Origin of the sequence: Mycobacterium sp. NPDC050441 (assembly GCF_040655355.1) — a bacterium.
GTDB lineage: Bacteria > Actinomycetota > Actinomycetes > Mycobacteriales > Mycobacteriaceae > Mycobacterium.
In genome coordinates, this window is sequence record NZ_JBFAJS010000017.1 from 1 (window position 1) to 16798 (window position 16798).

General features: G+C 62.8%; 5 protein-coding genes and 1 pseudogene. 3 read left to right on the forward strand and 3 right to left on the reverse strand.

Annotated features, from left to right (window positions below; translation table 11 throughout):
• Both AB0I14_RS31845 and AB0I14_RS31850 read right to left on the reverse strand, forming a co-directional pair.
• Nucleotides 1-3617: pseudogene (locus AB0I14_RS31845) on the reverse strand (amino acid adenylation domain-containing protein); the annotation flags it as partial.
• Between the two features lie 20 nt (nt 3618-3637).
• Nucleotides 3638-3868, reverse strand: coding sequence for an MbtH family protein (locus AB0I14_RS31850; RefSeq protein WP_358030918.1), 231 nt, complete (start codon nt 3866-3868; stop codon nt 3638-3640).
• A 1024-nt stretch (nt 3869-4892) separates the two neighbouring features.
• On the opposite strand from AB0I14_RS31850, the gene htpG reads away from it, so the two are divergent.
• The 3 genes from htpG (at nt 4893) to AB0I14_RS31865 (ending at nt 9039) form a co-directional block, all read left to right on the forward strand.
• Nucleotides 4893-6839 (forward strand): molecular chaperone HtpG, encoded by a 1947-nt coding sequence (gene htpG / locus AB0I14_RS31855; protein WP_358030921.1) that lies wholly within the window; start codon nt 4893-4895, stop codon nt 6837-6839.
• Nucleotides 6840-6922: 83 nt separating this feature from the next.
• Nucleotides 6923-8260: a hypothetical protein gene (locus tag AB0I14_RS31860; protein ID WP_358030924.1), complete on the forward strand. Its 1338-nt coding sequence runs from the start codon at nt 6923-6925 to the stop codon at nt 8258-8260.
• Between the two features lie 113 nt (nt 8261-8373).
• Nucleotides 8374-9039: an isoprenylcysteine carboxylmethyltransferase family protein gene (locus AB0I14_RS31865; RefSeq protein ID WP_358030927.1), complete on the forward strand. Its 666-nt coding sequence runs from the start codon at nt 8374-8376 to the stop codon at nt 9037-9039.
• A 52-nt stretch (nt 9040-9091) separates the two neighbouring features.
• Here the strand turns inward: AB0I14_RS31865 and AB0I14_RS31870 are convergent.
• Nucleotides 9092-16798, reverse strand: a 7707-nt coding sequence (locus AB0I14_RS31870) for an amino acid adenylation domain-containing protein (protein WP_358030930.1), incomplete at its 5' end; no start/stop codon positions are given.

Consider the following 16798-nt stretch of genomic DNA (forward strand, 5'->3'; position numbering starts at 1 on the left):
CCCAACGATCGACACAATCGCCTCAGCACACCGGGGAAACAGCAACGCCACGCACTTACCCGGACCCGCACCCAGACCAGTCAGCCAGTGCGCCAGACGGTTCGACGCCTCGTCCAACTCCCGATACGTCCACGACCGCTCACCGCAGACCAGCGCCTGCGCCTCGGGTGTGCGCGCCACCTGTTCTGCGAACATCACCGGAACCGACATCGGAACCGCCGGCGTGGTGAGCACCCCCCGGTTACCGATCTCATCCAGCCGGACATGATCAGCCACATCCAACACATCGATCGTCGACAACATTTGGCGCGGATCAGCAGCCACCGCGTCCAACACTCGTTTCAGCCGCCCGATCAATATCTCAATGCCGGCCGCATCGAACACATCGGTGCGGAACTCCACCGTTCCGCCGATCCCGGCGAGCTCACCGGCCTTGCCGAAACGCTCACCCAACGAGAACACCAGATCCATCCGAGCGGTAGCCGTTTCCGCTGCCAATGGTGTGACCTGCACATCGCCCAAGACCGAGTCAGCAGGACCGTCGGCCTCGCGGCTGAAGTTCTGCCACGCCAGCATCACCTGGACCAGCGGGTGATGGGCCAGCGAGCGGGTCGGCTTGAGCCGATCCACCAACACCTCGAACGGCACATCCTGATGCTCCAAAGCGGCCAGACTGCGCTGACGCACCTGCTCCACCACATCAGCAGCCGTAGGATCACCGGCCAGATCTACCCGCAACACCAACGTGTTGACGAAGAAACCGACCATCTGATCCAGCGCGACATCACCACGCCCGGCGATCGGAACACCCACCGCCACATCAGAACTCGCACTCAGCTTCGACAACAACATCGCCAGCGCGGCCTGCACCACCATGAACGTCGTCGCGTTATGCTCACGGGCCACCCGCGCCACCTGCTGCTGCAACTCAGCAGGCCACTCCACCACCACACTGGCACCCCGGTGATCGGCCTCCGACGGATACGGCCGATCCGTCGGTAGCTCGAGGCGCTCCGGCAGCCCCGACAACGCCTGCTCCCAATACGCCACCTGCCCCGCGATGTCGCTTTCGGGATCGGTCAACTCACCCAGATAACCTCGCTGCCACAGCGTGTAATCCACATACTGCACCGGCAACGGCGCCCAGTCCGGGGGACATCCCAGGCACCGGGCGGCATACGCTCCACCCAAATCAGCGACCAACGGAGCCACCGACCAACCATCCGCGGCGATGTGGTGCACTACCGCCACCAACACATACTCATCTTCGCTGAGACGGAAAAGTGTTACGTGCAGGGGGATCTCGCTGGAAAGCTCAAATGAGTGACCTACCTCGACGCCAACGGCCTCCTCTAACCTGGCGCTCGGCCAGTCTCCGGCATCAACCACCCGCCAACCGAAATCGGCCTGCTCTACAGGAATGACGAGCTGCCGAGGTACCCCGTCGACCGACCTGAATACCGTCCGCAACGACTCATGTCGGGCCACCACATCCGTCAATGCCTGACCGAGCGCGTTGACATCCAGTCCGCCGGTGATCCGATACGCCACCGCCATGTTGTAGGTCGGTGACGGCCCCTCCAACTGATCCAGGAACCACAGCCGCTGCTGGGCGTACGACAACGGAATGACAGCCGGCCGCTGCTGCGGAATCAACGGCTCACGCGAACCTGAACTCTCACCAACACGAGCTGCCAGGCCGGCTGCCGACGGCGTCTCGAACACCGAACGGACCGCAAGATCGGTCCCCAGATTGGCGTTGATCGTATTGACCAACCGCGTCGCAGACAGCGAATCCCCACCCAGGTCGAAGAACGAGTCATCAACCCCGACCCGCTCGAGCCCCAACACCTGGGCGTAGATGCCGGCCACGACGTCCTCGGCGGGAGTACTCGGGGCCCGGTATTGATCAATGTCGGAGTATTCCGGTTCCGGTAGTGCACGCTTGTCGAGCTTGCCGTTCACCGTCAATGGCAGTACGTCGAGCACCACCACCGCCGCCGGCACCATGTAGCCTGGCAATCGCTGCGCCAACGCGGCTCGAACTGCGCCTGAATCAACTGTCCCACTGACTGATTCGGTGACATAGCCAACGAGGCGCTTCTCGCCGGGGCGGTCCTCCCGCGCGATCACCGCGGCTTGCTGCACTCCGTCAACCTCAGCCAGAGCTGTTTGGATCTCACCCAGTTCGATCCGGTAGCCGCGGATCTTGACCTGCTCATCACCACGACCGAGATACTGCAGCTGCCCATCAGAACTCCACGACGCCAGATCCCCGGTCCGATACATCCGTGCACCGGTGCCACCGAACGGACACGCCACATACCGTGTCGAGGTCAACCCGCCACGGCGCCAATAACCACACCCCAACCCAGTACCGACGACATACAGCTCACCCACCACACCCACCGGCACCGGCCGCAGCGATCGATCCAAAACAAAGAAACCAAGGTGCACCAACGGCAGCCCGATAGGGCTCGCACTACCGAGAGCATCTGCCTCGCAGATCTCACGGAACGACGCATGCACCGTCGTCTCGGTAATCCCATACATATTGATCAACCGGGGCGAACCCGGATGTCGATCCACCCATGCGCGAAGACGTTGCGGTTCAAGGGCTTCCCCACCGAAAACCACCGTCTCCAACTTCAACTGACCACTTGGCCCAGGCTCCAGCGCATCAACAGCCTGCAACGCGTAGAACGCCGACGGCGTCTGACTCAACATGGTCACCTGTTCGGCAATCAGCAACGCCAACAGATCTTCAGGCGCCCGCGTCACCGCTTCGGGCACCACCACCAACCGCCCGCCAAACAGCAACGCCCCCCAGATCTCCCACACCGAATAGTCGAACGCCAACGAATGACACTGCGTCCAAACCTGACCCGTCAGCCCCAACTCCGCATCGAGCGTGTCCAACAACCCCGTCACATTCCGATGAGTGATCGCCACACCCTTCGGGACACCCGTCGTCCCCGACGTATAAATCAAGTACGCAATGTCACCAGCGACCGGCATCGGCAGTCCTGCACTCTGCTCGGCGCAACGACGGACATCGTTGAAATCGATGACGTCCACATCGCGCCCCGCGAGCCGACCGACCAACTCCGTAGTCGTGATCGCCACGACCGGTTCAGCATCAGCAAGCATGAACTGAATGCGCTCATCAGGATGCATCGGATCGCACGGCACATACGCCGCCCCCGACTTCAACACCGCGACAATTGAAACGATCGCATCGGCGGATCGGGGGAAGAGCACCGCCACCCGCTTGCCCGGGCCTGCACCACGTCCAACCAACCAGTGCGCCAATCGATTCGACGCCTCATCGAGTTCGCGGTAACTCATCGAGCAACCCTCGAACGTCACCGCCGACACCTCAGGCGCGCGAGCCACCTGCGCAGCGAACAACTCCACAATCGACGCCGACGAAGGCGCCGACTCGGTCAGCGCCGCTCGATTGCCCCAACGAAACAGAAGATCGTGCTCATCCTCATCCAAGAAATCCATCGACGACAACCGCCGCGTCAGATCGGCGGTCACGACGACGCCTCGCGATAGACACCGGTGCGAAACTCCACCGTCCCTCCATTCCCCGCCGGCTTACCGGCCCCACTCCGGCTCACCCCCGCGCCCGTTACCTATCGGAGCCCTGGCTCTGCGCCAATCTGTCGCGCAGGCTCTTCGGCCGGATATCCGGCCAGTTCTGCTCTATGTAATCCAGACACGCAGCGCGGTCCGCCTCGCCGAACACCGCCTTCCAACCGGCAGGAACATCGGCGAAGGTCGGCCACAGACTGTGTTGCTCCTCGTCGTTGATCAAGACGAGAAAACGGCCGTTGTCGTCGTCGAACGGGTTGACGCTCACCTGGTCCTCCCCACCGCCCAGTCGACCAGCGAAAATCAACGATCAGGACGCCGGGCAGCTACACACCACTTGGCGTCCAAATATCCCTCTTGGCCGTCCACAGCTATGGAATGTCTGATTGCAGAGCGTCAGCATATCCACTTCCCTTTGGCAATGCACAGAAATCGGTCATCCAGAAATTCCCTGTTGCTACCCTTCCGCACTTCAACACCCCATTCGCCTCGTGCGCAAACTTTTGGGCAAATCCGCACTGACTCCGTCCAGGCCGAACCCGACTCCCGCGACACCCAGGCCGCCGACCCGCTGGCGCGGTCGACACGATGATCGTTCACAACCTGCACCGAAATGAGCCGCGAGGCTGCATCTCAGGCGCTTTCCCGATGGCCCTGAACTGCATCCGAACAGCAGAGTTCATGGCCCTTCCGGCGGCGGCGGTCCATGGGACACCCCCGACAAGGGTGTAGTTCAATCCAGCGAATCGGACTGGTCGGCGGTGGAACCGCACACTCTCCTGCATGCCCGGTAGGGGGCGGGAAGTAGATAGCCCTTTCAATTAGTTGGCAAACTGAGCAAGGTATGCATGCGGCATGCCACACGCACAGCTTCAGGCCACACCGGCGATTACCGAGTTAGCCAGACACACCTCCGAACCCCGCGGGGTCCATCGTCTACGTCAAAATTTGCGACTGCAAGAACTGGCAAATTTTCGATGTCACAGATTTCCAGCAATCTCACATCAAGATCTCATTCGGCCGGTGTGCAAAAGGCCATTCATGGATTGAGATACGTTTGGGTCTGAATCCACCGGCGAAGTTGTTCGAGTTGGTCGCAGGGGACACCGCGGCAGGCGAAGTGGCCAGGCTGTCGCCGACTCGTTTCTTCAGCGTTCGTCCGAGCGATCAGATCATCCAGGCCGCTGCTGGGCCTTCCAAGCGCTCCGTGTTCGGCTGACCTCTGCGCCGGCGACAGGTCGGTATTCTCCTCGGAGATATCCAACGTAGGTCGATCTGTGGGATGGAATCACATGTCTGCACGCGTCGAACAACTGGAGTTTCAGGCCGAGGCACGCCAGCTCCTGGAGTTGCTGGTCCACTCGGTCTACTCCAACAAGGACTCGTTCCTGCGGGAGCTCATCTCGAACGCGTCCGACGCGTTGGACAAGCTGCGCCTCGAGACGATGCGGAACAAGGACCTCACAGCCGACACCTCCGATCTCCACATCGGCATCGAGGTGGCGCACGCGCCTCGGATACTCACCGTGCGCGACAACGGTATCGGGATGACGCACGACGAGGTCGTGGACCTGATCGGCACTCTCGCGAAGTCAGGAACCGCGCAGCTACGTCAGCAATTGCGGGACGCCAGGAACTCGGCCGCCTCCGAGGAATTGATCGGGCAATTCGGTGTCGGCTTCTACTCCACGTTCATGGTGGCCGACAGGGTTGAACTGCTCACTCGAAAGGCCGGTGAGAGCGGGGCCACCCGATGGGTATCGAGCGGTGACGGCACCTACACCATCGAGTCCGTTGACGACGCACCCCAGGGCACGTCGGTCACGCTCCATCTCAAGCCCGAAGATGCTGAGGATCAGCTTCACGACTACACCGCTGAGTGGAAGATCAGGGAGCTCGTCAAGAAGTACTCCGACTTCATCGCTTGGCCCATCCGAATGCAGGTCGAGCAACGGACGCCGGCCACCGAGGACGGCGGAGCGGACAACGTCTCGGTCGAGACCCAGACCCTGAACTCGATGAAAGCGTTGTGGGCCAAGCCCAAAGACGAGGTCTCCGAGCAGGAATACCACGAGTTCTACAAGCACATCGCCCATGCCTGGGACGATCCACTCACGGTCATCCCGATGAAAGGCGAGGGCACCTTCGAGTACCAGGCGTTGTTGTTCATCCCCTCGCACGCCCCGTTCGACCTGTTCAGCCGCGACGCCGGCACCGGGGTTCAGCTCTACATCAGGCGCGTCTTCGTCATGGGCGATTGCGACGAACTGATGCCCAGATACCTGCGCTTCGTCAAGGGCGTCGTCGATGCACAAGGCATGTCGCTCAACGTCTCTCGGGAGATCCTTCAGCAGGACCGGCAGGTTACCGCCATCCGTCGCCGACTGACGAAGAAGATCCTGTCCACCATTGCAGACCTCCAATCCGGGAAGCCCGAGGACTACTCCACGTTCTGGACGCAGTTCGGCGCGGTCCTCAAAGAAGGCCTGATGTCCGACCCGGACAACCAGGACACGTTGCTGCGGGTCTCGTCATTCGCGTCCACACAGAGTGACGACGAGCTCACCACGCTGGCCGAATATGTCGAGCGCATGAAAGACGGTCAGGAACAGATCTTCTACGCCACCGGACCGTCGCGTGATCAACTTCTGAAATCCCCGCATCTGGAGGCATTCCGGGCCAAAGGATACGAGGTGCTGTTGCTCACGGACCCGGTGGACGAAATATGGGTGGGGTCGGTGCGGGAGTTCGAGGGCAAGCCACTGCAATCGGTTGCCAGGGGTGAGATCGACCTCGACTCCGATGACGACAGGGCAGACCACGAGGCCGAGCGCGAGGCTGAGCAGCAGGAGTTCGCCGCCCTGCTGGCCTGGCTGACGGAGACACTGGGCGATCACGTCTCGGAAGTGCGACTATCCCATCGATTGACGGAGTCGCCGGCCTGCCTGATCACACCCTCCTTCGGCATCACACCCGCTCTGGCGCGCATGTACCGAGCGTCCGGGCAAGTGATTCCGACGGGAAAGCGGATACTCGAGCTCAACCCGAAGCACTCGCTCGTCACCGGCTTGAGAGAGGCCCACGCCGCCGAAGCGGACGTGCCCGAAGGGAACATGCACCGTCTGGCCGAGACTGCTGAACTGCTGTACGGCACGGCCCTTCTCGCCGAGGGTGAGGTGCCCGAGGACCCGGCCAAGTTCGCCGGGCTACTCGCCGACCGCTTGGCACGCACTGTGTAACTCGCGTCATCCCACCAGGTTCGGAGTGCGGTTTCGTCGCATTTGCGGGGTGAAACCGCAGTCAGACTCGTACCGTAGCGAAAATGAGCAACGTACTCGATCTGCTCGACCAGACCATGTTCGACTACGCGCAAGCGTCGGGATCGACAACCCGGCTGCAGTGCGTCTGGGTGTACAACCGTCCGGTCGACATCGACGGCCTGCGGCAGTTCCACGCCAATCTTGAGCGAGGACGGTTATCTCGCTGCATCGCCCATTCCCCACTGCCGTTCGGCCGCAGCCGCTGGGTGGCACCTGACAATTCACCCGAGCTCGAGATCGTCGTGGCCGCCCGACCGCGTGAAGCGTTCGACGGCTGGCTCGACGAGCAGAGCAACAGCCCACTGGACTGCGAGCACGGACCGGCATGGCATCTCGCGGTGCTCCCGTTCACCGACGGCGGCGCCGGCGTGAGCTTGACCATCGACCACTGCCTCATTGACGGCGTCGGGCTGTGGGAGGCGGTGGCGGATGCGGCGCTCGGACGCGACGACCCGATCGACTGGCCGGACGCCGCATCGCGCGGGCGGTGGCAGGCCCTGCGCGAGGATGCCCGCCAGACCGTGAGCGACATCCCGGCCATGAGCCGTGCCGTCATCGCCGCAATGAAGTTGGGCCGGTCCAGTCGTAACGGTGCCACAGCCGCCGCCCCGCCGGTCACCGATACACCTCCGCCGCCATCCGAAACCGACGAATCCCACAACCTCCCGACCGCCACGATCTTCGTCGATGCCGACGAGTGGGAAGCCCGTGCGCGCTCACTCGGCGGGACCAGCAACACGCTGCTCGTGGGACTGGCAACACGCCTCGCCCAGCGAGCCGGGCGGGTGGCTACGGACGGTTCTGTGGTCGTGACACTGCCGGTCAACGAGCGCACCCCGGATGACACGCGCGCGAACGCGATCAGCGGCGTGCTCGCCACCGTCAACACCGAATCTGCAACGACAGACCTGCGCGGAATCCGGGCCGCGGTAAAGGAAGCGCTGATTCGCCACCAGGAAGAACCCGATCCCGCGCAGGTGCTGAATGCTCTGGTTCCCCTGTTGTCCAAGCGGCTGCTCAAAGCGGCCCGCGGTGCGACCAGAGTGAGCGCGTTCAACCTCGTCGGTGCATCTAACGTCGGTGTGACCGATGCGGCCGCAAGCCGGCCAGATGGCACAGAGGCCGACTCCTATGCCATCCGGCTCCACCACCTCGGCGTAGACACACCGGCGATGCGGCAGTACGGCGGATTGCAGACTTTGCTCTCGGGAACAGTGCAGGGAAGGGTTTTCGTTTCGCTGATTTCCTACCTCCCCGGCCGCATCAACTCGAAAGATGAACTGCACCAGGAGCTTTCGACCGCATTGAACGAGTACTCGCTCAATGGAACATTTCTTTGAACCTCCCGAATGCGGCCCAAACAAGCTTGATGCCATGAAATCGTCAGCCGCTCCGAACTCGCCAATGTATTCTTAGGCACGGCCGAATCATTGCGAGGCTATTGGGAGGGTCCATGAAATCCATTCTCAAGATGCTGGTGTCGGGCTTCCTTCTAATGCTGGCACTTTGGTTACTGTTGTTCGTACCGGCCGGCACGCTGAACTACTGGCAGGCGTGGTTGTTTTTCGCGGTGATCGCAGTCTCGTCGTGGATCTCGAGCCTCTATCTCCTGCGCAAGGCCCCCGCGGTACTCGAACGTCGCATACCGACTTCCGAACCTCGGCAGGTACAGAAATTCTTATCTGCCGCCACACGCTTCTGCTGGTTTTCAATAATAGTGGTCAGCGCCCTTGACCACCGATTTGGTTGGTCATCAGTCCCGACGGCCATCTGCGTGGCCGGATTTGTTTTGACCGTGATCGCTATCTGTGGAATAACGGTGGTCTTTGCGCAAAACAGCCATGCTGCCGTCACCGTCCGGGTGGAGGAAGACCAACCGCTGATCTCTTCTGGCGTATACGGGATGGTTCGGCACCCCATGTACACCTTCATTACGTTGATGTCCGTGGGCGCCCCTCTTGCGCTTGGGTCCTACTGGGGACTCGTTGCCGCGATCCCCACCCCGCTGGTGTTCGCCTTGCGTATCCGCGACGAAGAAAAGTTGCTCCGAGAAGAGTTGGCTGGTTACCAGCACTACATGCAAGAAGTCCCGCATCGCCTGGTGCCCGGCGTCTGGTGACGGGAACCGGCCTGAGGGGTCGGTGCAGTTAGCCGGGGATGAACCCGGTAGGTCACCTGAGTCGAGGCGGGCATTGGGTCAGGTCACGGTGCGGGATGCTGCGCCGGGGCCCACGAACACCACCGGCGTTCACCACCTCGCGCGACGGGTTCTGAATTTCTTGACCTTGTATATCCTTCAACTGGTTTCCGTATGCACTCAGCGATGAGGCAGCCAACATTTCGTAGTGAGTGCAGGCCACAGGATATTCGATGACGTTTCCCGAAACGTAAGGTCGCCAACTTCGTTGCTGATATCGGAACGCCATTCGAGCCAGCACTCCGGGGCGCCGCACTCTTATTCGCGGGATCTTCATTCTTCGCGCAGCGGAGAAGATGACCATATCGCCCTCGAAAATGTCGGGTTGATGCCTCAGAAGCAGGGACCAGTTTGCATTCAGGCTTTGAGTCATGAAGTCGACCAGTTGGTTGGGCGGCAACGCAAGCTCGCCCGATCCGTGTTGACGAAGTATTTCCTCCATGTCCCGATAGGAAAGGTGCCCCCAGCGCCGAGGAATGTCAACACCCCTGGCCTTCAAGACGTGTTTGAGGACATGACTCTGGCCCCACGACAAATTCGATGAGATAACCCGCTTGATGTTGACCGTGGGGTCCAAGAGGACCAGCTGTTGGACTTCACACCCACGGCCCTGCAATTCCACTGCCACCGCGTGGGCGACGACGCCCCCGAAAGACCATCCCAGAAGGTTGTACGGACCCTCGGGATAGAAGGCCTGGAGACGGTCCGCATAGTTGGCCGCCAGGTCGCGTATGGACGCCGCCTCGATCTCACCATCACTTGGGACTTGATTGATCCCGATGATCGGCCCATCCAAGTAATCGCTCAAAGCCCGATACGACCAGCTCAACCCGTAGCCATCGTGAACAACGCACCACGGGATTCCGTCACCTGCTTTGAGGGTCTCGACGGGTATCACTTCGTCCGCGTTGTCGCCTCTACCGACCTGCTGAGCCAAGGCACTGACGGTCGGCGCCCCGAATATGGTGCGCACCGGCAGGTCGGTGTCCAGGCTGGCGTTGATCGCGGCGATCAGCCGCGTCGCCAGAAGCGAATCCCCACCAAGGTCGAAGAACGAGTCATCGACGCCGACCTGCCCCAGCCCCAGCACCTCGGCGTAGATCTTGGCGACTGTCTGCTCGGTGGGATTCGACGGTGCACGGTAGCGATCGGCCTCTACGTAGTCGGGTGCTGGTAGGGCGCGGCGATCGAGTTTCCCGTTGACCGTCAACGGCAAGCTGTCGAGCACCACGACCGCCGCGGGCACCATATAGGCCGGTAGCCGCTCGGCCAGCGAAGTGCGGACGTGGGCCGGCTCGGCGATGCCGGTGACATAGCCGACGAGGCGTTTGTCACCCGGCCGATCCTCACGAGCGATCACCGCCGCCTGATCAACCCCCTCCACATCAGCCAGAACGGCTTGGACCTCACCCAACTCGACGCGATAGCCACGGACCTTGACCTGCTCATCAGCCCGACCCAAATACCGCAACTGCCCATCAGCCCCCCACGACACCAGATCCCCCGTGCGATACATCCGCACCCCGGCCCCACCGAACGGACACGCCACAAACCGCGACCCGGTCAAACCACCCCGACCCACATACCCACTGGCCACACCCGCACCAGCCACATACAACTCCCCCACCACCCCAGGCGGAACGTCACGCAACCACTCATCGAGCACGAAGAAAGCCGCTCCCGGAATCGGCCTACCGATCGGCACCGTCTCCGACCCCGCGACCAGCGGCGCGCTAAATGACGTGTACCACGTCTCGGTCGGACCGTAACCGTTGATCATCACCCGACCAGGCGCCCACCGATCCACCAACTCAGTCGGACACGCCTCACCAGCCACCACTAACGCCGTCGACTCCAAACCCTGCGACGACAACGCCGCCGCCGCCGACGGCGTCTGATTCAACACCGTCACCTGCTCAGCAACCAACAAGGCATGCAAGTCCTCCGGGGAACCCGCCACCGCATCGGGCACCACCACCAACCGCCCGCCACTGAGCAACGCCCCAAAAATCTCCCACACCGACACGTCGAACGCATACGAATGCCACTGCGACCACACCCCCGCAGCCGGCAACCCCACATCCAACGACCCCAACAGCTGCGTCACATTGCCATGCGGCACCGCAACACCTTTCGGAACACCCGTCGTCCCCGACGTGTAAATCACATACGCAAGATCATCACCAACCGGAACCCGCAACGCGGTGCCGGGTTGACCGGCGATCCGCGGGTCGTCGACGTCGACCACCGTCACGCCACAGTCGATCAATCGCCCGGCCAGCCCTGCCATGGTCACCACAGCGACCGGCTCGGCATCGCGCATCATGAACTCGACCCGCGTATCCGGATGCATCGGGTCGATCGGCATATACGCCGCGCCCGACTTGAGCACCGCCAAGATTGCCGTGATGGCGGCAGCCGAACGTTCCACCAACAACGCGACACATTGTCCTGGCCCGGCGCCCAATGCGACCAACATGTGCGCCAACCGATTCGAGGCTTCATCGAGCTCGCGATACGTCAAGGAACGCCCCGCACAGGTCACCGCGACCGCATCCGGAGTGCGCACTGCCTGCTCGGCGAACACCGCGGGAATCGACACCGCAGCAGGCACAGACCCAGTCAGCACCGCGCGGTTACCAACCTCATCGAGTCGACCGTGCTCCGCAACGTCGACCACATCGACCGACGACAACGACTGAGCCGGATCAGCGGTAAGAACCTCCAACACCCGCTCCAACCGACCGATCAAGGTCTCGACGGTGCGCGCATCGAACACATCCGTACGGAACTCCACCGACCCGGTAATGCCGGCCGGCTCCCCATCCCCACTGAAACGCTCACCCAGCGAGAACACCAGATCCATTCGGGCGGTGTGTGTTTCAGCCACCAACGGTGTGGCCCGCACATCTTCGTCCCCTGACTCAGCAGGAGGATCACCGGCGGGGTTCTGCCAGGCCAGCATGACCTGGACCAGCGGATGATGTGACAGGCTGCGGGTCGGGTTGAGCCGCTCCACCAACACCTCGAACGGCACGTCCTGATGCTCGAACGCAGCCAGGCTGCGCTGACGCACCTGCCCCACCACGTCAGCCAAGGTTGGATCGCCCGCCAGATCCACCCGCAACACCAGGGTGTTGACGAAGAATCCGACCAGTTCATCCAGGGCAGGATCACTGCGTCCGGCGATCGGGAAGCCCACCGCCACATCGCAACTGCCACTCAATTTCCCGAGCAACGCAGACAACGCGGCTTGCACCACCATGAAACTGGTGGCATCGTGCGCACGCGCCACCCGCACGATCTGTTCCTGCAACTGTGCCGGCCACGCGACGGCCACACTCGCCCCCTGGTGGTCGGCCACCAGCGGATACGGCCGATCCGTGGGCAACTCCAAGCGCTCCGGCAAGCCGGCCAACGCGTGCTCCCAATACGACACCTGCGCCGCGATACGACTGTCAGGGTCAGACAGCTCACCCAGCTGCTCGCGCTGCCACAGGGTGAAATCCACGTACTGCACCGGCAACGGCGACCACTCTGGAGCGCGCCCGCCACTCCGGGTCGCATATGCCACCCCGAGATCACGCACGAGGGGAGCGACCGACCACCCATCGGCAGCAATGTGATGGACCACCGCCACCAACAGATGCTCATCCTCGGCGAGCTGGAAAATCGTTGCTCTCAAGGGAATCTCGACGGCCAGATCAAACGCCTGACCTACCGCCGCACCGACGGCCTCCTCCAAGCGATCCCCAGGCCACCCGTTGGCATCGACAATTTGCCACCCAAGCTCAGCGCGCTCGGCCGGCACCACTGATTGCCGGGGGACCCCGTCGACCGCGGGGAACACCGTGCGCAAGCTCTCGTGCCGGCCCACCACATCCGCCAATGCCCGACGGACTGCATCGACATCCAATCCTCCACTGATCCGGTACGCCACCGGGATGTTGTAGATCGGCGAAGGGCCCTGCAACTGCTCCAAGAACCACAACCGCTGCTGGGCATACGAAAGCGGGATGACTGCCGGGCGTTGTTGCGGAGTCAACGGGGCACGTACGCGTACGCCTTCACCGATGCGGGTGGCCAACTGGCCGATGGCGGGAGACTCGAACACCGCCCGCACGGCCAGGTCCGCGTCCAACGTGGTGTTGATGGCGTTGACCAACCGCGTCGCCGAAAGTGAGTCCCCGCCCAGGTCGAAGAAGGAATCATCGACCCCGACTTGCTCCAGACCCAGAATTCTTGCGTACATGCCGGCCAGGATCTCCTCAGTGGGAGTGGTCGGCGCTCGGTAACGATCGACGTCGGTGTAGTCCGGTACGGGTAGGGCGCGTTTGTCGAGTTTTCCGTTGACCGTCAGCGGCAATGCCTCGACCACCACGACTATCGCCGGAACCATGTAGGCCGGCAAGCGCTGTGCCAGCTGGGTGCGCAACTCGACCGGGTCCGGGGTGCCAGTGACATAGCCGACCAGTCGCTGGTCCCCCGGGCGGTCTTCCCGCACAATCACCGCAGCCTGTCCAACGCCCTCAAGTCCCACCAATGCTGTTTGTATCTCACCCAATTCGACTCGATAGCCGCGAATCTTGACCTGCTCGTCAGCACGCCCCCGGTACCGCAATTGGCGATCGGCACCCCACGACGCCAAGTCGCCGGTTCGATACATGCGCGACCCGTTCCCAGCGAACGGGCACGCCACGAACCGGGATGCGGTCAACCCCGACCGGCGCGCGTACCCATACGCCACACCCCGGCCTGCCACATACAACTCCCCCACCACACCTGGAGGAACTGGGCGCAGCCACCGATCGAGAACGAAGAGCGCTGCGCCCGAGATCGGAGAACCGATCGGGACGACACCGGAACCAGGACTCAACGGGGCGCTGATCGTTGCGCATACCGTGGTTTCAGTCGGCCCGTAGGAGTCGACCATCACCCGTCCGGGTGCCCACCGATCCACCAACTCGGTTGGGCATGCTTCACCGCCGACCACCAACGCGGCCAACTCCAATCCTTCCGGCGGGAGCATCGCCACCGCAGAAGGGGTTTGGCTCAAAACACTGACCTGTTCCGCGACCAGCAGGGCGTGGAAGTCGTCCGGTGAACTCGCCACCGCTTCGGGGATGATCGCCAGTCGCCCGCCGCGCAGCAGCGCACCGAAGATTTCCCACACCGAGACGTCGAAGGAATAGGAATGGCACTGCGCCCACACCCCGGGGTAGGGCAAGCCACCGTCAAGAGATTCCAACAACTGGGTGACGTTGCCATGGGGAACCGCCACCCCCTTCGGCGTTCCGGTGGTGCCCGAGGTGTAGATCAGGTACGCAACATCATCAGCGGTAGCCGTGGACACAGGTGCAGGCGGGGACGTGCCAGGCTGCACGGCGATGCGGGGGTCATCGACGTCAACCACCGTCACACCACAGTCGATCAATCGTCCGGCCAGACCCTCGGTCGTCACTACGGCGACCGGTGCGGCATCGGCGAGCATGAACGCGACCCGCGTGTCCGGCACCGTCGGGTCGATCGGCAGGTACGCCGCCCCCGATTTCAGTACCGCCAGGATCGCGACGATCGCCTCGGCCGAATGGTTGAGCAGCAACGCCACGCACTCACCCGGACCCGCTCCCTGGCCAACAAGTATGTGCGCCACGCGGTTCGATGCCTCATCCAACTCCCGATACGACATCGACCTGCCGCCGAAAGTCACCGCCACTGCACCCGGGGTATGTGCCACGTGCCGTGCGAACGCCGCCGGAATCGACACCGCAGGAGGCGCAGGCGTGGTCAACACCGCGCGGTTGCCGACCTCATCGAGGCCGGCGCGCTCAACAATGTCCAACACGTCGACCGACGACAACAGCCGCTGCGGGTCAGCGGTGATCGCCACCAACACCCGCTCCAACCGCGCGATCAACACCTCAACGCTGGCCGCATCAAACACATCGGTACGGAACTCCACCGACCCAGCGATCCCGGCGGGCCCCCCAGCCTCATTCGACCGTTCAGCCAACGAGAACGTCAGATCCATGCGGGCAGTCTGTGTGTCCGCCTCCAACGGTGTGGCCTGCATGCCGCCCAAACTCGACGGGGCCGCTCGGTCGTCCTGCCGGGGTAGGTTCTGCCAAGCCAGCATCACCTGGATCAGCGGGTGGTGGGCCAGCGAGCGGGTTGGCTTGAGCCGGTCCACCAACACCTCGAACGGCACATCCTGATGCTCCAAAGCCGCCAGACTGCGCTGCCGCACCTGAGCCAACACTTCGGCAACGGTGGGATCACCGTCGAGTTGGACCCGCAGTACCAGGGTGTTGACGAAGAAGCCCACCAACTCATCGAGTGCCGGATCGCGCCGTCCGGCGATCGGGAAGCCCACTGCCACATCGGAGCTCGCGCTGAGCTTCGACAACAACATGGTGAGTGCGGCTTGTACCACCATGAAGCTGGTCGCGTTGTGCTCACGTGCGACCCGCGCTATCTGCTGCTGCAACTCGACCGGCCACTCGACCATCACGCTCGCGCCGCAGTGGTCTGCGACGGGCGGATACGGCCGGTCGGTCGGAAATTCCAGGCGCTCGGGCATTCCTGACAGCGTCTGCTCCCAGTACGCCCCCTGCGCCGATATCAGGCTGCCGGCATCAGCGAGATCACCCAGACTCGTGCGCTGCCACAAGGTGTAGTCCACATATTGCACGGGCAGCGGAGACCAGCCCGGGGCTTGTCCCGCGCATCGGGCGGCATACGCAACGCCCAGATCTCGCACCAGGGGACCGATCGACCAGCCGTCTCCGGCGATGTGGTGGACCACCGCCACGAGCACATGCTCTTCTACGCCCAGCCGGAAAAGGGTTGCTCTCATGGGCGTTTCGGAAGACAAGTCGAAGTTGTACCCGACGGTAGAGCGGATCTCGTCCCGCAGCCGATCCATGGACCGGCCGGTGGCGTCGACGACCTGCCAACCGAGATCGGCTTCCGCAGCCGGTATTACAACCTGCTGGGGCACCCCCTCGACCGCAGGGAACACCGTTCGCAATGACTCATGCCGGTTCACCACATCCGCCAACGCCGCACCGAGCGCATCAACATCCAGCTCACCTGTGATACGAAACGCCGTGGCCATGTTGTACATCGCCGACGGCCCGTCCAACTGCTGCAGGAACCACAACCGCTGCTGGGCATAGGACAACGGAATGACAGCCGGACGGGCCTGGGCCACCAACGGCTCACGTGCACCCGCGCCTGCATTGACACGTGCTACCAGTTGCGCCACCGACGGCATCTCGAACACGGCACGAACCGTGAGGTCGGCGTCCAGACTTACGTTGATCGTATCGATCAGTCGCATTGCGGAGAGGGAGTCACCGCCCAGGTCGAAGAAGGAGTCGTCGACACCGACGCGGTCCAAACCCAACACTTGGGCATAGATGCCGGCCAGGATCTCCTCGCTGGGAGTGGACGGGGCGCGGTAATGGTCGGTATCGGTGTATTCCGGTGCCGGCAGCGCCCGCCGGTCGAGTTTGCCGTTGACAGTCAACGGTATTGCGTCCAGTGCCACCACCGCCGCGGGCACCATGTAGGCCGGTAACCGCTGCGCCAGCCGGTTGCGGATCTCGGCCGGCTCGGCGCTGCCCGTGACATAGCCCACGAGGCGTTTGTCACCCGGACGGTCCTCGCGAGCGATGAC